General features: G+C 67.7%; 16 protein-coding genes. 8 read left to right on the top strand and 8 right to left on the bottom strand.

From position 1 onward, the window contains the following. Positions 1–215: 215 nt before the first annotated feature. Positions 216–1,109 carry a 2-dehydro-3-deoxygalactonokinase gene (locus ACQY8M_RS14480; protein WP_428673229.1) on the bottom strand — a complete coding sequence of 298 codons (894 nt, stop codon included), beginning with the start codon at positions 1,107–1,109 and terminating at the stop codon, positions 216–218. 119 nt (positions 1,110–1,228) lie between these two features. On the opposite strand from ACQY8M_RS14480, the gene ACQY8M_RS14475 reads away from it, so the two are divergent. Genes ACQY8M_RS14475 through ACQY8M_RS14465 form a run of 3 tightly spaced genes read left to right on the top strand, consistent with a single transcriptional unit; the run spans position 1,229 to position 4,183 of the window. Further along, positions 1,229–2,839: a GMC family oxidoreductase gene (locus ACQY8M_RS14475; RefSeq protein ID WP_428673226.1), complete on the top strand. Its 1,611-nt coding sequence runs from the start codon at positions 1,229–1,231 to the stop codon at positions 2,837–2,839. A 27-nt stretch (positions 2,840–2,866) separates the two neighbouring features. Next, positions 2,867–3,316: a hypothetical protein gene (locus ACQY8M_RS14470; RefSeq protein ID WP_428673223.1), complete on the top strand. Its 450-nt coding sequence runs from the start codon at positions 2,867–2,869 to the stop codon at positions 3,314–3,316. 3 nt (positions 3,317–3,319) lie between these two features. Next, positions 3,320–4,183 (top strand): aldose 1-epimerase, encoded by an 864-nt coding sequence (locus ACQY8M_RS14465; RefSeq protein ID WP_428673220.1) that lies wholly within the window; start codon positions 3,320–3,322, stop codon positions 4,181–4,183. 1 nt (position 4,184) lies between these two features. Here ACQY8M_RS14465 and ACQY8M_RS14460 read toward each other — a convergent pair whose 3' ends face one another. After that, a complete protein-coding gene (locus ACQY8M_RS14460) occupies positions 4,185–5,660 on the bottom strand; it encodes an FAD-dependent monooxygenase (protein WP_428673218.1) in 1,476 nt (491 codons plus the stop codon). A gap of 166 nt (positions 5,661–5,826) precedes the next feature. Here ACQY8M_RS14460 and ACQY8M_RS14455 point away from each other — a divergent pair, with 166 nt between their 5' ends. Then, a complete protein-coding gene (locus tag ACQY8M_RS14455) occupies positions 5,827–6,603 on the top strand; it encodes a glycoside hydrolase family 25 protein (protein WP_428673215.1) in 777 nt (258 codons plus the stop codon). 60 nt (positions 6,604–6,663) lie between these two features. On the opposite strand, the gene ACQY8M_RS14450 is transcribed toward ACQY8M_RS14455, so the two are convergent. From ACQY8M_RS14450 to ACQY8M_RS14435, 4 genes are all read right to left on the bottom strand, one after another. Then, positions 6,664–7,296: a trimeric intracellular cation channel family protein gene (locus ACQY8M_RS14450; RefSeq protein ID WP_428673212.1), complete on the bottom strand. Its 633-nt coding sequence runs from the start codon at positions 7,294–7,296 to the stop codon at positions 6,664–6,666. A gap of 2 nt (positions 7,297–7,298) precedes the next feature. Next, positions 7,299–7,841, bottom strand: a complete 543-nt coding sequence (ppa, locus tag ACQY8M_RS14445; RefSeq protein WP_428673209.1) for an inorganic diphosphatase — start codon at positions 7,839–7,841, stop codon at positions 7,299–7,301. A 224-nt stretch (positions 7,842–8,065) separates the two neighbouring features. Further along, a complete protein-coding gene (locus ACQY8M_RS14440) occupies positions 8,066–9,607 on the bottom strand; it encodes an acyl-CoA carboxylase subunit beta (RefSeq protein WP_428673207.1) in 1,542 nt (513 codons plus the stop codon). Continuing rightward, positions 9,607–10,593 carry a Bug family tripartite tricarboxylate transporter substrate binding protein gene (locus ACQY8M_RS14435; protein WP_428673204.1) on the bottom strand — a complete coding sequence of 329 codons (987 nt, stop codon included), beginning with the start codon at positions 10,591–10,593 and terminating at the stop codon, positions 9,607–9,609. The genes ACQY8M_RS14440 and ACQY8M_RS14435 overlap by 1 nt, the downstream gene beginning before the upstream one ends. A gap of 78 nt (positions 10,594–10,671) precedes the next feature. Between ACQY8M_RS14435 and ACQY8M_RS14430 the strand changes: the two genes are divergently transcribed. The 3 genes from ACQY8M_RS14430 to ACQY8M_RS14420 all read left to right on the top strand — a co-directional run bounded on the left by ACQY8M_RS14430 (position 10,672) and on the right by ACQY8M_RS14420 (position 14,601). After that, positions 10,672–11,328, top strand: a complete 657-nt coding sequence (locus tag ACQY8M_RS14430; RefSeq protein ID WP_428673202.1) for a TetR/AcrR family transcriptional regulator — start codon at positions 10,672–10,674, stop codon at positions 11,326–11,328. Next, positions 11,325–12,914, top strand: coding sequence for an AMP-binding protein (locus ACQY8M_RS14425; protein ID WP_428673199.1), 1,590 nt, complete (start codon positions 11,325–11,327; stop codon positions 12,912–12,914). Before ACQY8M_RS14430 ends, ACQY8M_RS14425 begins: the two co-directional genes overlap by 4 nt. Before the next feature lie 127 nt (positions 12,915–13,041). Then, a complete protein-coding gene (locus tag ACQY8M_RS14420) occupies positions 13,042–14,601 on the top strand; it encodes an acyl-CoA carboxylase subunit beta (RefSeq protein ID WP_428673196.1) in 1,560 nt (519 codons plus the stop codon). Between the two features lie 58 nt (positions 14,602–14,659). Here ACQY8M_RS14420 and ACQY8M_RS14415 read toward each other — a convergent pair whose 3' ends face one another. Beyond that, positions 14,660–16,327 carry an MFS transporter gene (locus tag ACQY8M_RS14415; protein ID WP_428673193.1) on the bottom strand — a complete coding sequence of 556 codons (1,668 nt, stop codon included), beginning with the start codon at positions 16,325–16,327 and terminating at the stop codon, positions 14,660–14,662. A 206-nt stretch (positions 16,328–16,533) separates the two neighbouring features. On the opposite strand from ACQY8M_RS14415, the gene ACQY8M_RS14410 reads away from it, so the two are divergent. Beyond that, positions 16,534–17,172: a response regulator gene (locus ACQY8M_RS14410; protein ID WP_428673190.1), complete on the top strand. Its 639-nt coding sequence runs from the start codon at positions 16,534–16,536 to the stop codon at positions 17,170–17,172. A 63-nt stretch (positions 17,173–17,235) separates the two neighbouring features. Here the strand turns inward: ACQY8M_RS14410 and ACQY8M_RS14405 are convergent, their stop codons facing one another. Then, positions 17,236–20,598, bottom strand: coding sequence for a hybrid sensor histidine kinase/response regulator (locus tag ACQY8M_RS14405; RefSeq protein WP_428673188.1), 3,363 nt, complete (start codon positions 20,596–20,598; stop codon positions 17,236–17,238). Positions 20,599–20,660: the final 62 nt, after the last annotated feature.

Genomic DNA, 20,660 nt, shown 5'->3' with positions numbered 1-20,660 from the left:
CGCCACTCCAGTGCCGCGTCTTCTTCGCACGGCATGACGCGTCACTTGAGAGCGTTGGCGCCTGCTTCCAGGGCATCGAAGGCCTCGGTCGGCGTCATCACACCCGGCCACCAGAACATCACCGATGGCAGGCGCTTCTGCCGGCGTGAGGCCGCGCAGGATGGCCACGAGGGGCAGCTCGCTCATCGCGGCTTCGAACTTCGCCAAGGGTGCATTCATGAGGAGCGCTGGGCTTGCAGGACCGTGTGAAGGGCGAAGGCGCCGGCCCATGTCGCTTCGGCGCCGAGCGCCCTGGCGTCGATGCCGACCGTCTTCAAGGCGAGAGCGTAGCGTGTCGTGAGCGCCGGCGCACCGATCAGCACGACGTCGCGTATCCCCCGCAGCGGCTGCGTGCGTAGCTCCTCGCCGATCAGCACGCCGGACAGGTAACTGGCCAACGCCGGCGGCGGCATGCGCCGGAACAGTCCGAGCGTGCGCGCACCGAAAGCATTGTGCAGCAGTCCTTCGCCGTTGGCGGCGCACGCTACGCCGCGCAGGAACGCGGCCTCGTCGAGCGGAGCGTCGGCTTGCAGCGTGCGCGCCAGGATCGAGTGCTGGCTCAGCAGCGAATAGAACTCGCCCGTCATGCAGGTGCGGAAGCCGGTCACGCGGCCGTCGCGCACCGTCGCCCATTTGTTGTGCGTGCCCGGCAGCACGAGCAAACCCGTCGTCATGCCGGTAAGGCGCATGGCCCCGAAAATCTGCACTTCCTCGCCGCGCATGACGTCGGGCACGCCGTCGTGCTCGTCGCACAGGCCGGGCACGATGGCGATGCGCCCGCTTTCGATCCAGCACAGGCGCCGCGCCAGGTCGGGCAGCCCGGCGGGACAGGTTTCATAGGGTGCCTCGGCCCAACCCTGCTGGCTGCCGGCCATCCCCGAGATCAGGCAGAAACGGCCGGTGGCCCGCATCCACGCCGCGAAGATCGAATCGAAGACGGCAGAGAATTCACCGGCAGGCACGGTCAGGATGCCGCGCGGTGCGGTCTTTTCCTCGAGCACCCGACCAGCATCGTCGAGCAAGGCGCCGCGCAACGAACTCGTTCCCCAGTCGACTGCGACCAGGCTCATCCGATTTCTCCTCAACAGCGTCCACCCTATCCAACGCCCGCGAGCGTATCACTTTCGGCGCTATCGCCAGTGCGTATAAGGTAGTCGGAAAAGCTGCACGAGACTCGGGGGAGCCTCAATTGACCAACGCGCCCGTCGACATCCTGATCATCGGCTCCGGAGCCTCGGGCGGCGCCGTGGCATGGCGGCTCTCGGACGCCGGCTTCAGCATCCTGTGCCTCGAACAGGGCGGATGGCAGAAGCCGGAGGAATATTCGACGGTATCCGCCAACTGGGAGTTCCGCGCCGCCTCGAGCTTCAGCTTCAACCCGAACGTTCGCGGCCTGCCGGCGGATTATCCGATGAACGACAGCGAGTCCGACATCACCCCGTTGATGTTCAACGCGGTGGGCGGCAGCACGGTCCACTGGACGGCGCATGCACCGCGCTTCCATCCGTCCGATTTCAGGGTGAAAAGCCTCGATGGCGTGGCTGACGACTGGCCGATCTCCTACGCCGACCTGGAGCCTTATTACGACCTCAACGATGCGTGGATGGGATGTTCGGGCATCGCCGGCGATCCGGCCAATCCGCCGCGTTCGCCGCGGCCGATGCCGCCGCTGCCGCTCGGCCCGGACGGTGAGCGCCTCGCGCGCGGCTTCGACCGTCTCGGCTGGCACTGGTGGCCGTCGGATTCCTACATCAATTCGACCGACTACCGCGATCGCGCCGCTTGCAACAATTGCGGCCCGAACGGCCTCGGCTGCGCGCGGCGCGCCAAGGGCTCGACCGACGTCACCTACTGGCCCGCTGCGATCGCCAACGGCGTGGAGCTGCGGACCGGCGCGCGCGTGTTCGAGATCACGACCGGGCCGGACGGACGCGCCACCGGAGCCCGCTACTTCGACGCCGACGGGACGGTAAGGTTTCAGCCGGCCCGCGCCGTGATCCTGGCGGCCAACGGCATCGGCACGCCACGCCTGATGCTGCTGTCGGCGTCAGAGCGCCATCCGCGGGGCCTCGCCAACTCCAGCGGCCTGGTCGGCTGCAACCTGATGTTTCATCCCTGCGCGATGACCACCGGCTTCTTCGATGACGGCATCGCACCGACATGGCAGGGCGCGCTGGGCAATATCCTGCTGTCGCAGGAGTTCTACGAGACCGATCCGTCGCGCGGCTTCGTGCGCGGCTACACCTACCAGATGAACCGCAGCACCGGCCCCGCCAGGACGGCGGCCGGCTTCACCCTGCCCCCGGTGCGGTGGGGCGCCGGGCATCATGCCGACTTCGCGATGCGCTTCGGCAACTCCACCTTGCTGGTGGCGCTCGGCGAGGACCTTCCAGAGGCGCACAATCGTGTCGAGCTGGACCCTGTGCTGACCGATTCGCACGGCATCGCCGCCCCCAAGATTTTCTATAAGCTATCTGAGAATTCGGCGCGGCAGATGTCGCACGCCGTCGCCAATGCCGAAACGGTGATGCGAGCTGCCGGCGCGCATACGGTCATGTCGACGCCTCTATTGCGCTCGGCGGGCTGGCATCTGATGGGCACGGCCCGGATGGGCGACGATCCGGCCCGCTCCGTCGTCGATGCCAACGGTCGGGCCCACGACGTCGACAATCTCTACATCGTCGACGGCAGCACGTTCGTCACCGGCGCCGCCGTCAATCCGACGCCGACCATCCAGGCCATCGCCTTGCGCATAGCGGACCATATCAGCGCCGCGCGCCCCGATCTGAAGTCCCGCTGACTCCTCCGCCGCAAGACAGGCAGAACCATGACATCCCCCACGCGATCCCTGACCGAGGCCGAACGCGCTGTCCTGCGCGACGTCATGGACCGGCTCGTGCCGCCGATCGACGCGCTGCCCGGCGCGGGCGCGATGGGCCTTCTGCCCGAGGTCGAAGCTATGGCCGGGCAGCACGGGCCGTTCCACAAGGCGCTCATCGGCCTGCTGGACGGCCTCGCGGGGGAAGGGTTCGCCGCGCTGTCCGGCCCGGCCCAGGACGACGCGATTCGCACCTTCGAGAAGGCCCAGCCGGCGGTGTTCAACGCACTGCTGGAGGTGGTCTACATCGCCTACTATGGCGACGAGCGGGTCCATCGGCGGATCGGCTGGCGCACCGGCGCCCTGCAACCGCTCGGCTTCGAGCTGCCGCCGTTCGACGAGGCGATCCTCGACAAGACCCGCCGGCGTCAGCCCTTCTGGCGGCCGATCGATTCCTGATCCATGAGCCTGTTGACCCTGAGGACGGCGCGCCTCGGCCTGGATCTCGCTCCGGCTGCGGGAGGTGCGATCGCGCGCTTTACCGTCGACGGCGCCGACATCCTGCGACCGATGGCGGCCGCCGACATCGCCAGCGGCAAGGGCAACAACGGCAGCTCCTACCCGCTCGTGCCGTTCGCCGGCCGTATCCGCGATGGCCGGCTCGACTTTCGGGGCGAGCAGATCCGGCTGGCTCCGAACTGGCCCGGCGCGTCTCATCCGCTGCATGGCGACGGCTGGGCCAATGCCTGGCAGGTCGTGCGGAGCGATCGCACGTCGGCAGAGATCTCTTATCTTCACGAGCGCGCCGGCGGCCAGGGCGGCTGGCCGTTCCGTTACCGCGCCGGGCAGAATTTCCGGCTGGAAGACGATCGCCTGACGATCCGGATGACGCTCGAGAACCTCGAAGACCGACCGGTGCCGGGAGGCTTTGGCCTGCATCCCTACTTTCTGCGCGACACCGATTCCGAACTCGTCTGCCGCTCGCGGACCGTGTGGCTCATGGATGCGGACGTCATGCCGATCGAGCGCGTTGCGGTGCCGCCGGAATGGGATTTCGCCATGGGACTCAAGGTGGATGAGGTCGCGCTCAACACCTGCTTCGAGGGTTGGGACGGCCGCGCAACCCTGACCTGGCCGCAGCGGCGATTGCGCCTCGACATGGCGGCCGGCGCGCCCTTTGGCAACCTCGTGCTTTTCATGCCGGCCGGCGAGCGCTTCTTCTGCGTCGAGCCGTGGAGCCACGGGCTCGGCCAGGCGGACTGGGCACCGCTCGGTCCGCGCGCGACCCTGGAAGGCGACGTCGTCTTCCAGGTCACGACGCTGTAGGCTACAGGTCCGCCGCCAGCCCGGCGAGATAGGCCTCGGCGTGCGCGCGCTCGCTGGCCGATCCCGCGAAGCCGACATAGCCGTCCGGCCGGATCAGCCTCAGCGCCGTGACATGGCCGGGATCGTGCTCCGAGGCTGCAACCACCAGCCGGGGAAATTTCGCAGCCAGCGCCGCCGCCGCGTCGGGCGGCCCCATCGCCAGGAACCGTGCGCCGCGCGAGCCGGTCGGCAGCTTGTCCGGCCAGCGCTCGCCCGCCTTCGGCCCTGTGGCGACGTGCCCATGGTGCGCCGTCAGCGGGCTCTCCGGATAGCCGATGTCCATCTCGGCAAGCTGATTCGCCATCTTGTGCTGCACCACCGGGAAGCCGCTGGCGAACTTCGCGACCGTGTTGCGGATGCCCTGCAGCAGCGGATTGCGCAGGGTCGCCGCCTCGGTAAGGCGGCCGGCGTTGCGCAGCACCCGGTCTCCCACCGCCGTACGCTCCGGGGAGTAGCTGTCGACCAGCGACGGCTTGGCGTCTCCCTTGATGACCAGCGCCAGCTTCCAGGCGAGGTTGAAGGCGTCCTGCATGCCCGTGTTCATGCCTTGTCCGCCCGCCGGGCTGTGGATATGAGCCGCGTCGCCCGCGAGGAACACACGCCCCTTGCGGTAGTCCTTCACCTTGCGTTCGTTGATCCGGAACGACGCGAGCCAGATCGGATCCGACATCACGAAATCCCGCGAGCCGCGATGGGCCAGCAGCTCGTTGATGTCGGCCAGGGTCGGATCGTCCTGGCGCGCCCCGTCCATCGCGAGACCAAGGTCGCCCACCACCCGCCAGCGGTCGCCGACGATCGGGAAGAAGGCCAGGATGCCGTCGCGATGCCAGACGATGTGCAGCCGGTCATTCGGCTCGAGGCCGGAGATATGGCCGTCGGCCAAGGCCCATTGGCTTTCCTGCGTCGAACCTTCGAAGGCGAAGCCGAGCCCGTGCCGCACCGACGAATGCGCACCGTCGCAGCCGACCAGCCAGTCGGCTTCCAGTGTCTCCGTTGCGCCATCAGCCTTGTTCAGGGTCGCCTCGACCGATGCGCCCTTGTCGGCGAAAGTGGTGAGTTCGACCGACCGCTCGACGACTATCCCATGGGTCGTCAGTCGCTCCTCGAGGATGCGCTCGGTCTCGCTTTGCGGGATCATCAATGCGTAGGGAAAGCGGCTGTCGACCGAGTCGAAGCTGACCCTGGCGACGATCTCCTTGCCGGTCGAGATTTGCGCCCCGTGCGCCGGAAAGCCGGCTGGCAGAAACGCCGCCGCATAGCCCGCATCGTCGAAAAGCTCAAGCGATCGGCTCCATAGCACCAGTGCCTTGGACTTGTCGGTGCGGGCCGCGGCCTTGTCGACGATGCGCACCGCCACGCCGTGCCGCACGAGTTCGTTGGCGAGGGTGAGCCCGACCGGCCCCGCGCCGGCAATCAGGACAGTCGAACGGTCGGCCATGCAATGATCCCTCGAAAGAGCGGGACAACAAGCGTATCATGAGAAGCGCAAGCTCCGTGTCGCGCTATAATGCCTGACTTTTGCGAAGACCCTGATATCCTGCCGAGTGTCGCATTTGACCAATGGATTGCACCGAATGATCTCCCGCCGGGCGATGCTCGCAGGAATGACTGCCCTGCCTACCGTGGCAGCGTGCTCCAGCCAACAGACCGCGTCGTATTCCTCGAGCAGCTCGTCCGGGTACCCCGCCAGGGCGGGCCTCGATGCCGTGATCGACATCAGCCACAACGTTCGGGTCAGCGATTTCAACCTGGTCCGGCGCAGCAACATCCTCGGCGTCATCCATAAAGCGACCGAGGGCGGCGACTGGTTCGATCCGAGCTATACCTCTAGGCGCCGCCAAGCCGAGGCTGCCGGTCTGCTATGGGGCAGCTACCATTTCGGCACGCGCCAATATCCGGGCGAACAGCAGGCGGCGGCCTATCTCTCGCTCACGCAGCCTGGACCGAATACGCTGATGGCGCTCGACCTCGAGCCGAACGAAGGCAACCCGCGCAACACCATGCGGCTCGCGCAGGCCGAAGCCTTCGTGATGGCGATCCACCGGGCGACCGGCCGGCTGCCGATCGTCTACACTCATCCGAAATGGGCCAACGGCGTGCGTTACGGCCGCGCCGGCTTGATGCTCGACGCGCCGGTCACCTCGTCTTCGGTCGTGTCCCGCTGCGATCTCTGGCTGGCCGACTACCGGGAGGAGCCGGAAGTGCCGTTCGCCTGGGCCGATCGCGGCTGGCGGCTCTGGCAGTATGCGGCCGACGAGCGCGAGAGCGATGCTGCCTACGGCACCGTGTCCCGCGCAGTCAAAGGCCTCGACTTCTGCGATCGCAATCTGTTCGCCGGCGATGCCGCCGGACTCACCCGCTTCTGGGCCGGACGCGGCTGAACGGGCCGGGAGTGGGCGCCGGCGAGGCGCGCTCCCATGAGGCCGTCTAGTCCCGACCGTCTAGTCCCGGCTCCAGGGCGAGACCGGTGCCCGCCAACCGTGGAAGAGCGCCATGATGCGCAGGAAGATGCAGAAGGCGGCGCCCAGCAGCATCGCCCAGGCCGGCGGCGCGCCGAGCTCGTTGCCCAGCGTGACGACGGTCCCGGCAGCAAGGGCTGCGACGGCATAGAGGTCGGTCCGCAACACGAAGGGCACCTCGCCGGCCAGCACGTCGCGCACCATGCCGCCGCCGATACCCGAGATCATGCCGAGCACGGCAGCCATGATCGGACCGATGCCGTACGCCAGCGCCTTCTGCGCCCCGGTCACGGCGAACAGGGCGAGGCCGATGGCGTCGAGCAGCATCACCGGCCGGCTGAGCAGGCGGACCAGCGGATAGGCAAGAAAGGTCGCCAGGCCGCCCACCATGGCAATGGCGAAGCTGTGCCATGTGGCGACCGCTGCCGGCGGCACCGCGCCGATCAGGACATCGCGCGCCACACCGCCCGCAACCGCCACGACGAAGGCAAGAAAGAGCACGCCGAAAATGTCGAAGCGCTTCTGGACGGCGAGGGCCGCACCGCTCAGCGCGAAGGCGAAGGTACCGACCGCATCGACGATCGACAGGAGCAGCGGGACGTCTGGAAACGTCACCGCTACTTGGCGTGATCGCGAGCCTTGGCGCGATCGATCGCGGCGACAATGAGCTCGCGCGCCTCGTCGAGCCCGCCCCAGCCGAGCAGCTTGACCCATTTGCCGGGTTCAAGGTCCTTGTAGTGGATGAAGAAGTGCTCGATCTGCTGGCGCGTGATTTCCGGAAGATCGGCATAGCTCTTCACGTTGACATAGCGCAGCGTGATCTTGGAGGTCGGCACGGCGATGATCTTCTCGTCCCCGCCGCCGTCATCCTCCATGCGCAGCACGCCGATCGGCCGCACGTTCATCACCGCGCCCGCAATGATCGGCCTCGTATTGGCGACCAGCACGTCGATCGGGTCGCCGTCCTCGGAGAGGGTGTGCGGCACGAAGCCGTAATTCCCCGGATAGCGCATCGGCGTGTAGAGGAAGCGGTCGACCACCAGGGTTCCCGCCCCCTTGTCCATTTCGTACTTGATCGGCTCGCCGCCGATCGGCACTTCGATGATGGTGTTGATGTCGTCGGGCGGATTGTGGCCGATCTTGATCGCGTCGATGTTCATGACTCGATCCTAGAAGAAACCACGAACGGATTCGAGGGTCCGTCATGAGGCATCAATGAGCCGGTGCAACCAAAGACCTCCTCCCCTTGGCGGATCCTGCCGAAGGGCGGTGCCCGCGCCTTCGCCGGCGGAGGGAACATGGGCAACGCGGCTGGTGCTCATGCCCCCTCGGCCCCTGATTACAAGGGCACCTCCCCATAGGAATTGGGAGGAATCATGCCCTCTCAATACGGCTCGATCATCCGCTTCCGGGTCGCGCGCGGCAGCGGCGCCGCCAGGGTGGCCAGCGTGTTGAGCAGGATGGCCCTCGTGTCGGCCGGATCGACCACGTCGTCGTAGCCGAACCGACCGGCGACCTCGAGCGCGGTGTTGTAACGCTTGAGCTCGTCGGTACGGTCGCGATGGACCGCCGCGCGCTGTTCGGCATCGTCGATGCCTTCCAGCTCCTTGCGGTAAATGATGCTGGCCGCCCCTTCCAGCCCCATGCCGCCGTACTCGGCCGTCGGCCACGCCAGCAGGATCGCAGGGTGGAACGGTCGCGAGCCCATGATGTAGTAGCCGAGCCCATAGGCCTTGCGCAGGACGACCGTCATCATGGGTATCGTCGCGTTGGCCATGGCGGCCAGCAACCGAGCGCTGCGCCGCGCCAGCCCGGTCTTTTCGATTTCCGGCCCGACCATCAGGCCGGGCGTGTCGCACAGGACCAGCAGCGGGATGTCGAAGGCGTCGCAGATCTGCACGAAACGCGCGGCCTTCTCGCAGGCAGGCCCGTCCATCGCGCCGGCGAGGAACATCGGCTGGTTGGCGATCACGCCGACCGCCCGGCCGCCCAGGCGCGCGAAGGCCGTCACCATCGCGCGGCCGTAGCCGCCGCGCAACTCCTGCACACTGCCCACGTCGGCCAGCCCATTGATCACCCGGCGCACGTCGTAGGCGCGCCGCGGATTGTCGGGCACCATCCCGCGCAGCGCGGTCTGGTCGGGCGCCTCGCCCGGCGGCAGCGGCGGACCGAAATAGGCGAGATAGCGCTTCGCCTTGTCGATCGCCTCGGCCTCGTCCTCGACCAGGATATCGATCGCGCCGGCCGCGAAATGGACATCGGACGGGCCGATCTCCTCCGGCGTCAGCTTGAGGCCCAGCGCCGCCTCGACCAGCGGCGGGCCCGCCATGCCCATCGCGCTGTCCCGGGTGGCGATCAGCACGTCGCACATTCCGGCAAGATTGGCGTGCCCCGCGAAGGCACGCCCCGGCAGGATCGCGATCGTCGGCACAAGTCCCGACAGGCGGGAGAAGATCACGAACGTCTCGGCCGAGCCCCTGCCCTCGACTTTCATGTCGTGCGGCCGTGCGCCGCCGCCATCGAGCCAGCAGATCACCGGCAAGCGGTTCTGCAGCGCATGGTCGAACATGCGGCTGATCTTGGCGTGGTTGTTCGAGCTCTGCGTGCCGGCGTAGACGGTGTAGTCGTAGGCCACGATGTCGACGGCGCGGCCGTCGACCCGCGCCGTCCCCATCACCAGCCCGTCCGCCGCCCCCTCCATGCCGGCGATCGCCGGCCGCACCAGCCCGCCGTACTCGACGAAGCTGGCCTGGTCGGCGAGAGCCGCGATGCCTTCGCGTGCCGTCCATCGGTTGCGCTTGCGCTGCCGGGCAACGGTCTTTGGCCGCGCGGCGTCCTGCAGCGCGTCATGCGCCGCCCGAACCTCGTCGAGCGTCACGCGTGGCGCGGTCGGGTGCTGGGAGGACGGGGGCTGGTCGGCAGCCATCACTCGGCCTTAATGCCGGCGGCGCGGATCACCTCGCGATAGCCGCGCCGGTTTTCCTCCATGGTCTTGATCAGCGTGGCGGAGTCGGCAAAGGCGGGCACCATGCCGTTGTCGAGCAGCTTCTTGCTCACGGTCGGATCTTCCACCGAGGCCTTGACCGCTTCCTCCCACCGCTTGACGACCGCCGGCGGCAGGCCGACTGGGCCGCACAGGCCGAACCAGGCATAAGTCTCGAAGCCCGGCACGGTGTCGCCGATCATCGGCGCATCGGGGAAGAACTGCCGGCCGAGCGGGTCGCCGAGCGCGATCAGGCGCAGCGTGCCCTGCCGGATATGGGGAATTGTATCGCCGAGATTGGTGATCGAGAATCCGGTCAGGCCGCTCGCCAGATCCTGGATCGCCGCCTGTGAGCCGCGGTATGGGACGTGGATCATCTTGACGCCGGTCTTCTGGCTCAGCAGCTCACCCGAGAGATGCTGCACCGAGCCGACACCCGGACTAGCATAGCTTACCGTACCCGGCTTGGCGCGCGCTGCGTCGATGATGTCCTTGGTGGTCTTCCACGGGCTGTCCTTGCCGACGACCAGACCGAAGGTCGAGCGCAGCATCTGGCTCAAGCCCATCAGCTCCGTCGCCGGGTTGACCGCCAGCTTCGTACCGGGCAGCTCGGTGATGATCGTCATGTTGCCGGTAGTGCAATACAGCACGCTGTAGCCGTCAGGCGGGCTCTTCGCGATCGCCTCGGCGGCGATCATGCCGTTGGCGCCGGTGCGATTCTCCATGACGACATGCTGGCCCAGCGTCTTGGTCGCCACATCGGCGAGCAGCCGCGCCGCAAGATCGCCGGAGCCGCCAGGCGCAAAACCGAAGATCATGCGTATCGGCTTCGTCGGGAAGGCCGGCTGTTGCGCAACGACCTGCCATGTCACCCCGATCGCGAGCGCGCAGCCTGCAGCCGCAAGCGTCGCTGTCCAAAGCCTCTTCATCCTTTTCCTCCCTCATCACTCGTTGCGACAAGCCTAATACTTGCTAATCGACAAGCAAGTGTTACCGTCGTCAACGCAATGACAGTCTCGACACACGAAATCGCGGTGGAAACGCGGCGCTCGCAGGCCGACCGCCGCAGCGAATCGGACCGCCGCATGATGAGCGCGGCGGCCAAGCTGATCGCGCGGCAGGGCGTAGCCGGCACCAGCCTGGCCGAGGTCGGCATCGAGGCCGGTTACAGCCGCGGCCTGCCGGTCGAACGCTACGGTACCAAGCTCGGCCTTGTCCGCGCGCTGCTGGCTGCAACCGAGACCTGGTTCCGCGATCACCTTGCGACAACGCTCGCGGGCAAGTCGGGACTGGAGGCGATCGAGCTGCGCGTCAAAGCGCATCTCGCCAGCGTCGACCGCAGCGATTCGGCCACCGCAGCGCTGCATGCGATCTACACCGCCTCGCAGTCGGTCATGCCGGAAATGAAGAAGCCGGTCGCTGCCTTCACCGGCCGCTGGACCGCAGGGCTGGTCGCCCATATGCATGAAGGACAAGCGACCGGCGAGATCCGCAAGGACATCGATTGCGAGGCCGAAGCCCGCTTCCTGCACGCGGCAATGCGCGGCCTGATGATGCAGTACCTGATGGACGGCTCGCACAAGGACCTCGCCCAAGCCAAGGCCATCCTCCTGGCTCACTGCCGAGACCGGCTGGGCGCTCGCAAGGCACGGAGGATCAAGTGAGCAGCCGCTGGTACGATCCGCGCATCCCCGCGCCGGAGGACTGCGTGCTGCGGCCGCTGCTCGACAGGCGCGCCCGAGAGACGCCGGAAAAGGTGTTCGCCGTCTTCGCGGCGACGGGACAAACCTGGACCTATGCCGAGCTGCTCCGCGCCACGCAGGAGACCGCCGCCGCGCTTTCCGCCAACGGCGTGAACCAGGACGACACCGTGCTCACCTGGCTACCCAATGGCCCCGACGCGCTCCGTGTCTGGTTCGCGATCAACTATCTCGGCGCGATCTATGTGCCGCTGAACCTCGCCTATCGCGGCAAGCTGCTGGAGCACGCAGTGCGCTCCTCGGGCGCCCGCCTGATCGTCGCCCACCCGGACCTCCTGTCGCGCCTCGACGCGATCGATACCGCACAGCTCGAGCAAAGGGTGGCGCTCGACGGAGCGGACTCCCTGCGCCTCGCGGGCGCGCAGTCGCCAGACCCGGCGCGCGAGATCATGCCCTGGGACACGCAGTCGGTGATCTACACCTCGGGCACGACCGGCCCGTCCAAGGGCGTCCTGTGCTCGTACCTGCAGTCGGCCTCGGCTGCGCATGCCTTCTACGCCGCCAACTCGAACGACCGGAACCTCGTGAACCTGCCGCTGTTCCATGCCGGCGGCACCGGCGCGATCTACCGCATGCTGGTCAAGGGCGCGTCCATCGCCCTGGTCGAGGCGTTCGACACCAACAGCTTCTGGGATGTCGCGCGCCACACACAATCGACCTGCCTCACGTTGCTGGGTGCGATGGTGCCGTTCCTGCTCAAGGCGCCGCCGACGCCGCGCGACCGCGACCATCCATTGAAAAAGGTCGTGCTGGTCCCTCTGAGCGACGCCTCGGACATCTTCGCCGAGCGCTTCGGAGTCGACGTCTACACCACCTTCAACATGACCGAGACGTCCTGGCCGCTGGTGTCGGAGCGCAATCCGCAGGTCCGCGGCACCTGCGGCCGGCCGCGCGACGGCATCGACGCCCGGATCGTCGATGACAACGACTGCGAGGTGGCGCCCGGAGTCGTGGGCGAGCTGATCGTGCGCAGCGACATCCCGTGGTCGATGAATCACGGCTACCACAACAATCCCCAGGCCACGGCGCGAGCGTGGCGCAACGGCTGGTTCCATACCGGCGACGCCTTCCGCCGCGACGAACAAGGCAACTTCTTCTTCGTCGATAGGCTGAAGGACGCGATTCGCCGGCGCGGCGAGAACATCTCTTCCTTCGAGGTCGAGGCCGAGATCAACGCCCACCCGGCGGTACGCGAGGCCGCGGCGGTCGGCGTGCCGTCGGAATTCGGCGAGGACGACGTGCTGGCGGTCGTGGCGCCGGTCTCCGGCAAGACGATCGATCCGGCCGAGCTGCTGCAGTTCCTGATGCCACGCATGGCGCACTTCATGGTGCCGCGCTACGTGCGCATCCTGCCCGAGCTACCCAAGACGCCGACGCAGAAAGTGCAGAAGAACCTGCTGCGCGACGACGGCGTCACCGCCGATACCTGGGACCGCGAGGCGGCCGGAATCCGTGTCCGGCGCGAGCGGTTGTCGGGCACGAGGTCGTAAGTGCTTCGGTCGATCGCTCCACATTCCCCTTACCCTTCGAGACACTCCGCTTCGCTCCGTTCCTCAGGGTGAGGGGGGAATGCGATCAACAGACGATAAGGGAGTGACGATGCCGAACGAGAAGACAATGCGCGATCTGATCGACGGCATCGAGACGGTGCGCGGGACCTTGATGGACGAGGCGCGCGGTCCGGCGATGGCGCGTCTCGTCAAACGCGGCACGCTCAGCGCCCGCAGTCGCATCGACCGGCTGCTCGATGCCGGCTCGTTCGCCGAGATCGGCGGGCTGGTCGCGGCCGAGGAGGACGGCAGCGCCGCGACGCCGCCCGCGCGCACCCTGTCCCCGGCCGACGGCGTCGTCGTCGGCAGCGGCCTGATCGACGGCCGGCCGGTCGTCGTCTTCTCGCAGGACTTCGCCGTGTTCGGCGGGAGTATCGGCCGGCTGGGCAGCGCCAAGGTCCAGCGCGCGCTGCAGCTTGCGATCACGCGCGGCCTGCCGCTGGTGATGATCCTCGATGGCGGCGGGCACCGCATCCAGGACGGCCAGGACGCCCGACACTTCGCCAACGCCAACGCGACGTTCCACAATTTCGCGCGAGCATCGGGCTGGGTGCCGATGGTCGCGCTGATGCTGGGGGCGGGCTTCGCCGGTCCGACCAACTACGCTGGCATGGCCGACCTTGTCGTCATGGTGCGCGGCGTGTCGACCATGGGCATCGCCGGGCCGGCACTGGTCAAGGCCGCCACGGGCGAGGATGTCGACGGGCAAACACTGGGCGGCGCCGAGGTCCAGGTTGACCGTCAGGGACTTGCCGATCTTGGCGTCGCCAGCGAGGGCGAGGCATTCGACGCGGCGCGGCGCTTCCTGTCGTACCTGCCGAGTAACGCCCGCGCGCCCGCAGCGCTGCGCGATCACCCGGCGGTCGGCCGGATCGACGACGCCATGCTCGACCTCGTGCCCGTTTCGACCCGCAAGGCCTACGACGTGCGCAAGGTGCTGCGCCTCGTGGCCGATGCCGACAGCTACTTCGAGCTGAAGCCGACCTTCGCCGCCAACATGGTCACGGCGCTCGCGCGCATCGGCGGCCGGCCGGTCGGCATCATCGCCAACCAGCCGCAGCGGCTGGGCGGCATGATCAACGCAGATGCGTGCGACAAGGGCGCTCACTTCATCGCGCTGTGCGACGCCTACGGCCTGCCGATCGTCTCCTTCATCGACGTGCCGGGCTTCTCGATCGGCTCCAGCGCCGAGCGCACCAATCTCGGCCGGCGCAGTGCCAAGCTGGTCTTCGAATGGGGCCATGCGACCGTGCCGCGCGTCTCGATCGTGGTGCGCAAGGGCTATGGGCTGGGGTACTTCGCGATGTGCGGCGGACGCAGCTTCGCGGCCGACGCCTGCTTGGCCTGGCCGTCGGCGGAGATCTGCGCCATGTCGATCGAGGGCGCGATCGACGTGGCCTTCCGCAAGGAATATCTGGGCGCACCCGATCCGGTGAAGCGCCGCCAGGAGATGATCGACGAGACCCGCACAAAGATCGGCGCCTTGCGCGGCGCCGAGGGCTTCGGCATCGACGACATCATCGACCCGCGCGACACTCGCCGCCGCCTGGCCGAAATCTTCGCCAGCACCCTGCCGCGCCGCCCGATGGATCATCCGCCGAAGTACCGCTCGATCGCCCCGATCTAGAAGTAAAACGGCGGCCCCTTGCGGAGCCGCCGTTTCGCCGATGCCGCGAGGTGAGCGGTCAGTCGTCCTTGTAGATATCGCGGTCCTTGGTCTCCGGCATGAAGAACAGCCCGATGATGAAGGTCATCGCCGCAATCACGATCGGGTACCATAGGCCGGAGTAGATATTCCCGGTTGCGGCCACGATCGCGAAGATCGTCGGCGGCAGGAAGCCGCCGAACCAGCCGTTGCCGATATGGTACGGCAGCGACATGCCGGAATAGCGGATACGGGTCGGGAAGAGCTCGACCAGCAGGGCCGCGATCGGCCCGTAGACCATCGTCACATAGAGCACGAGGATCGTCAGGATAAGGATCACGACCGGCGTATTGACCTTGGCCGGGTCGGCCGCCGCCGGGTAGCCGGCGGCGCGGATGCCGGCGGTCGCGGCATCGTTGAACGCCTTCTCCTGGGCCGCCGCGGTGGGCCCGGCCTTGGCCTTGTCGAACGAGGTTACGACCTTGTCGCCGATCTTGATTGACGCCACCGTGCCTGCTGGCGCCTCCACGTTGGAGTAGTTCACCGAATTGCGGGCCAGGAAGGACTTGGCGATGTCGCAGGAGCTCGTGAAGCTCGCCGTGCCCGTCGGATTGAACTGGAAGGAGCATTCCTTGGGGTCGGCGGTGACGACGACCGGCGACTTTTCGAGCGCTTGCTCGAGCACCGGATTCACCGCATTCGTCAACGCGCTGAACAGTGGGAAGTAGGTGACGCAGGCGAGGAAGCAGCCCGCCAGGATGATCGGCTTGCGCCCGATCTTGTCGCTGAGCCAGCCGAAGAAGATGAAGAACGGCGTACCGATGGCAAGTGCCGCAGCGATCACGATGTTGGAGGTCGTGGCGTCGAGCTTCAGCGTCTGGGTCAGGAAGAACAGGGCATAGAACTGGCCCGTGTACCAGACCACGGCCTGCCCGGCGGTGCCGCCGAACAGGGCGAGGAGAGCGATCTTGGCGTTCTCCCAGCGGCCGAAGGCTTCCCTCAGCGGGGTCTTGGAGTGCTTGCCCTCGGCCTTGATGCGCGCAAAGGCGGGCGACTCCTCGAGCTGCAACCGGATCCAGATCGACACACCCAGCAGGATGATCGAGAGCAGGAACGGCACGCGCCAACCCCATGCGGCGAACTGCTCAGAGGTCATGCTGAGGCGCAGTCCAAGGACCACGATCAGCGAGAGGAACAGGCCGACGGTCGCTGTGGTCTGAATCCACGAGGTGTAGAAGCCGCGCCGGCCGTGCGGCGCGTGCTCGGCGACATAGGTCGCCGCACCGCCATACTCGCCGCCGAGCGCCAGGCCCTGAATCAGACGGCATAGGATGAACAGCACCGGGGCGGCAAAACCGATCGACGCATAGGACGGCAGCAGGCCGACCACGAAGGTCGCGATGCCCATCAGGGTCATGGTGACGAGGAAGGTGTACTTGCGGCCGATCAGGTCGCCCAGGCTGCCGAAGAACAGCGCGCCGAACGGGCGGACCGCGAATCCCGCCGCGAAGCCCAGCAGGGTGAAGATGAAGCCGGCGGTCGGATTAACGCCCGAGAAGAAGTTGGCCGCGATGTTCGCGGCGAGTGCGCCCGCGAGATAGAAATCGTACCACTCGAAGATCGTGCCGACGGACGACGCAAGGATGACCTTGCGGTCCTCTGCGCTCATCGGCCGGGGTGTGCTGCCTGCGGTTGCTGCCATTGCCATTTTCTTGGTGCTCCCGTGTCGTTGAAGAACGACGAGGTGCCCGAATGCGTACGGCGGAAGAGATGCAAGCGATCGGCGGAGCTGCGGCCCGATCTTCGTTTCCCCACACCGGACGCCTTCTGGAGACGCCTCGACTTATTGTTGCCCTATTTCACTACATGTGGCGTTCGCGCGGCATTAGACTTTAGTCGTAGGAGAAACGTCGAATGGCCGAACCGCCGACCGAGCCGCGCGCCTTTCTGATCGCCGACGACCATCCGATGGTTCGTGATGCCCTGCGCACGGCCCTGGCACAGGCCTTCCCCGGCGCCGCCATCGCCCTGGCCGGCAGCCTGGCGGAAGTTGAGGCGGAACTCGACGTGCAACCCGAAACCGACGTCCTGCTGCTCGACCTCGACATGCCCGGCATGGACGGGCTGACGGGCCTCGCCCTTTTGCGCTCCGAACGGCCTACCGTGCCAATCATCGTGGTCTCGGCCGCGCGCGACGCGGCGATCCCCCGCCGCGCCTACGACCTTGGCGCCGCCGCCTATGTCGACAAGTCCGCTTCGCTCGAGGAGATCGCGGCCACCGTCCGCGCGGTGCTCGACGGCGAGATACTGGCCCCGCCGGAAGCCGCGGCGCCCGACAGCTTCGCCCAGCGCGCCGCCCAGCTCACGCCGCAGCAATGGCGTGTGCTGGCGCTCATGGTGCACGGCGACCAGAACAAGCAGATCGCCTACAAGCTCGGCGTCGGCGAACCGACCGTGAAGGCACACGTCACGGTGATCCTGCGCAAGCTCGGCGTCCGTTCCCGCACCCAGGCCGTCATCGAGGCGCGCGGCCTCGCGCTGCCTCAGGCGTAGAAGAAAATTCTTTCAAGGCCTTCCTCCCCAGTCTTCTGGGGAGGAATCCTGACGTCCCATTTGCTACGCCGACAGACCGAGCGTGCGTTCGCGCATGCGCAGGAGCGCACGCAGGGCGGCGGGTTTGACCGGCTTGTGCAACAGCTCGACCTGATGGCTACGGGCGCGCGCGCGCAGCATGGGGTCGCGGTCGGCGGTGATCAGCGCGGCGGGCACGGCGCGGTTCCAGCTCTTGCGCAGCAGCTCGATGAGCTCGAGCCCGTCCGGCCCCTCGTCGAGATGGAGATCGGCCAGCATGAGATCGGGCAGGCGACCGGCCTTGCCCACGCAGGCGAGCGCCTCGGCATGCGTAGCCGCCGTGGCGACGCGGCAGCCCCAGCCGCCGAGCAGCGCCGCCATCGCCTCGCGGACCCGCGCCTCGTTGTCGATGCAAAGCACGAAGCTCTCGGTCGCGACCGGCAGGCGGGGCGGCAGCGGCGGCACGGCCAATGGCAAGCCGGCAACAGCCGCGACCCGCGGTACCAGCACGGAGAAGGTCGAGCCCTCGCCCGGCGCCGAGGAGATACGCACCGGCAGCTCGAGCATGCGAGCGATGCGGTCGACGATCGCGAGGCCGAGCCCCAGCCCGCGCTCCTCGCGCGGGCGGTCGTCCTCCGGCTGCAGGCGCACGAACTCGTCGAAGATGATCGCCTGCTTGTCCACCGCGATGCCCGGGCCGTTGTCCCTGACCTCCAGGCGCAGGAAATCCCCTTCGCGCCGGCAGCCGAGCAGGACACGTTGCGCCCGCCCCTCGACGCCGCCGTAACGCAATGCGTTAGACAGCAGGTTCTGCAGGATGCGCCGCAGGAAGGCCGGATCGGTGTCGACGAACGCGCCGGTGCGCACGATCACCAGGTCGACGTCGCGGCGCGCCGCGACCGGAGCGAAGGCGGTGGCGAGCGATTCGAACATCGGCTGCAGCGCGAACGGCCGCTTCTCCGGCTTGAAGGCGCCGGCGTCGAGCTTGGAGATGTCGAGCAGCGCGTCGAGCAGCGCTTCGACGGCGCCCAGGCTTGCGTCGATCTTGCTGCCGAGGTCGTTGCCGGGATCGCGGTCGATCATCGCCGCGGTGAACAGGCGCGCAGCGTGCAGCGGCTGCAGGAGATCGTGGCTGGCGGCGGCGATGAAGCGCGTCTTGCCGAGATTGGCGGCCTCGGCCTCGGCGCGGCTCGCCTCGAGCTCGGCGGTTCGCTCCGCCACCCTCTGCTCCAGCGTCTCGGCGGCGCGCCGGAGCTGCCGGTCGCTGTCGTGGAGCGCCTCGGCCGTGCGCACCCGCGCCGTCACGTCGTTGCAGGTGGCGACGAATCCGCCGCCCGGCAACGGGTCGAGCCGCAGCTCCACCACGAGACCGTCGGGCGTGGCGACCTCGTGAGTTAGGGGCGTATCGGGCCGCCGCAGCAGGGCGTGGTCGAGTGGCAGAAGGGTGGCGAAGCGGTCGTTGGAGATCTCGAGCCGTCCGTCCTTGTCGAAGGCGGCGATCCCCATGCCGACATGGTCGAGGCTGTTGCGCAGGATGTCGTAGTTGTAGCGGATCGCCTCCGACGCCTCGTCGATCAGGGCGCGCGCGCTGCGGCCCAGCAGCCGGCCGCGCCGGCCGAAGGCGCCGACGATCACGCGTGCCGATGCCGCCCCCAGGGTACCCGACAGCAAATGCTCAGCCTGGGCGGTCGCCGCCTGGAGCGAGATCGGCCCGCTTCCCAGCGCACGCAGGGCGCGTTCGGAGCCGACGAAGCGCGCCAGCAGCTCGCGCAGTTCGGAAAGGCGCTGGGCGTCGGCCGGCGTCGGCCTGGCCGGCGGCTCGGGTTCGGCGCCGAGGACGAAGGCATCGGCCTGCTCGGCGTCGGCGCCACGGGCGCGCACCAGCAGCGACACGCCGACCAGCAGCAGCGTGTTGACCAGGATGCCGACCACGAAGCCCTGCCCCACCGGATCGAGACCGGCGAGCAGCGGTGGCAGCCAGACCTGCAGTGGCGCGGCCGGCCCGCCGGCCGTCGCCTGAAGGCTGGGCAGCAGCAAGGCGTAGAGCCAGACAACGAAACCGCCGGCCAGCCCCGCCACCACGCCGTAGCGATGGGCGCGGCGCCAGTAGAGGCCGAGCACCAGCCCGGGCGCGAAGTTGGCCACCGCGCAGAAGCTGATCAGGCCGATCGAGGCGAGCGGCAGGTAGCCCGAGATGATGCGCTCGTAGGCATAGCCCGCCATCAGAATGAGCACGACGGCGGCCCGTCGCACGAACACCACCATCGGGCCCATCGGCTCCTGTGCGCCCGCCCGGCTGCGCAGCACGTAGGGCATCAGCAGCTCGTTGCCGATCATCGCCGCCAAGGCCATGCAGGCCACGACGACCATTGAGGTCGCCGCCGACAGGCCGCCGATGAAGACCAGGGTCGACAGCCAGCTCTGGCCGTGGCCGAGCGGCAGGCGCAGAACATACAGATCGGGATTGACCTGCGGCCCGAGCAGCAGCAGCCCGGCCGCCGCGATCGGAAGAACGAACAGGTTGATGAGCACGAGATAGGCCGGAAACAGCCAGCGGGCGGTGCGCAGGCTGGCCGGATGGCCATGCTCGACGACGGCGACGTGGAACTGCCTCGGCAGGCACAGGAAGGCCATGCCGGAGAGCAGCGAGGTCACGATCCAGGTCAGCGGCGTACCCTCGCGCGTAAGCTGCTCGGCAATGGCCGGCTGCGCGCTGAGCTTGGCCCACAGGTCGGACGGGCCATCGAACAGCACGAACAGCACGAACGGGCCGACGGTCAGCAATGCGATGAGCTTCACGACCGATTCGAAGGCAATGGCCAGCATCATGCCGCGATGCTGCTCGGAGGCCTGCACGTTGCGCACGCCGAACAGAATGGTGAACACCGCCATCAGCGCCGCCACGATCAGCGAGGTGTCGGTGTGGATCACGCCGGCGCGGCCATCGATCCATCGCGTCGGCTCGGCGACGGTTCGGAAGGTCGAGGACACCGCCTGGAGCTGCAGCGCGATGTAGGGCAGCACGCCCACCGTCGCGAACAAGGTGGCGATGACTCCCACCGCGCGGCTCTTGCCGTAGCGCGAGGCGAGGAAGTCGGCGATCGAGGTGACATTGTGCTGCTTGGCCAGCCGCACCATCTTGGCGACCATCGGGTAGCCGGCAGTGATCACCAGCACCGGCCCGGTGTAGATCAGGATGAAATCGAAACCTGCCGTCGCGGCCCGCCCGACCGCACCGTAGAAGGTCCATGAGGTGCAGTAGATCGCCAGCGACAGGCCGTAAACCGTCGGCGCGATGGCCGCGCTGGTCGACCACGCACGCTGGTGCCTGTCGCCGAAATAGGCCACGGCAAAGAGCAGGCCGAGATAAGCCAGCGACAGGGCCAGGACCGCAGGTTCGGCGAGCATTGCGGGTCATTCAACCCCGCCGGCCGGATCGCCACAAGCTCGGCAGACGACGTCGCGTTTCC

This window comes from Reyranella sp. (assembly GCF_965279465.1).
Classification (GTDB): domain Bacteria; phylum Pseudomonadota; class Alphaproteobacteria; order Reyranellales; family Reyranellaceae; genus Reyranella.
The sequence above is the reverse complement of the archived record's forward strand: the minus strand, read 5'-3'. Positions and strand labels throughout refer to the sequence as shown.

Coding starts and splice junctions, on each gene's coding strand:
- ACQY8M_RS14455 (WP_428673215.1), top strand. CDS start 5,827: ATGACTGCCCTGCCTACCGTGGCAGCGTGCTCCAGCCAACAGACCGCG.
- ACQY8M_RS14430 (WP_428673202.1), top strand. CDS start 10,672: ATGACAGTCTCGACACACGAAATCGCGGTGGAAACGCGGCGCTCGCAG.
- ACQY8M_RS14480 (WP_428673229.1), bottom strand. CDS start 1,109: ATGAGCCTGGTCGCAGTCGACTGGGGAACGAGTTCGTTGCGCGGCGCC.
- ACQY8M_RS14435 (WP_428673204.1), bottom strand. CDS start 10,593: ATGAAGAGGCTTTGGACAGCGACGCTTGCGGCTGCAGGCTGCGCGCTC.
- ACQY8M_RS14460 (WP_428673218.1), bottom strand. CDS start 5,660: ATGGCCGACCGTTCGACTGTCCTGATTGCCGGCGCGGGGCCGGTCGGG.
- ACQY8M_RS14440 (WP_428673207.1), bottom strand. CDS start 9,607: ATGGCTGCCGACCAGCCCCCGTCCTCCCAGCACCCGACCGCGCCACGC.
- ACQY8M_RS14420 (WP_428673196.1), top strand. CDS start 13,042: ATGCGCGATCTGATCGACGGCATCGAGACGGTGCGCGGGACCTTGATG.
- ppa (WP_428673209.1), bottom strand. CDS start 7,841: ATGAACATCGACGCGATCAAGATCGGCCACAATCCGCCCGACGACATC.
- ACQY8M_RS14465 (WP_428673220.1), top strand. CDS start 3,320: ATGAGCCTGTTGACCCTGAGGACGGCGCGCCTCGGCCTGGATCTCGCT.
- ACQY8M_RS14415 (WP_428673193.1), bottom strand. CDS start 16,327: ATGGCAATGGCAGCAACCGCAGGCAGCACACCCCGGCCGATGAGCGCA.
- ACQY8M_RS14405 (WP_428673188.1), bottom strand. CDS start 20,598: ATGCTCGCCGAACCTGCGGTCCTGGCCCTGTCGCTGGCTTATCTCGGC.
- ACQY8M_RS14410 (WP_428673190.1), top strand. CDS start 16,534: ATGGCCGAACCGCCGACCGAGCCGCGCGCCTTTCTGATCGCCGACGAC.
- ACQY8M_RS14470 (WP_428673223.1), top strand. CDS start 2,867: ATGACATCCCCCACGCGATCCCTGACCGAGGCCGAACGCGCTGTCCTG.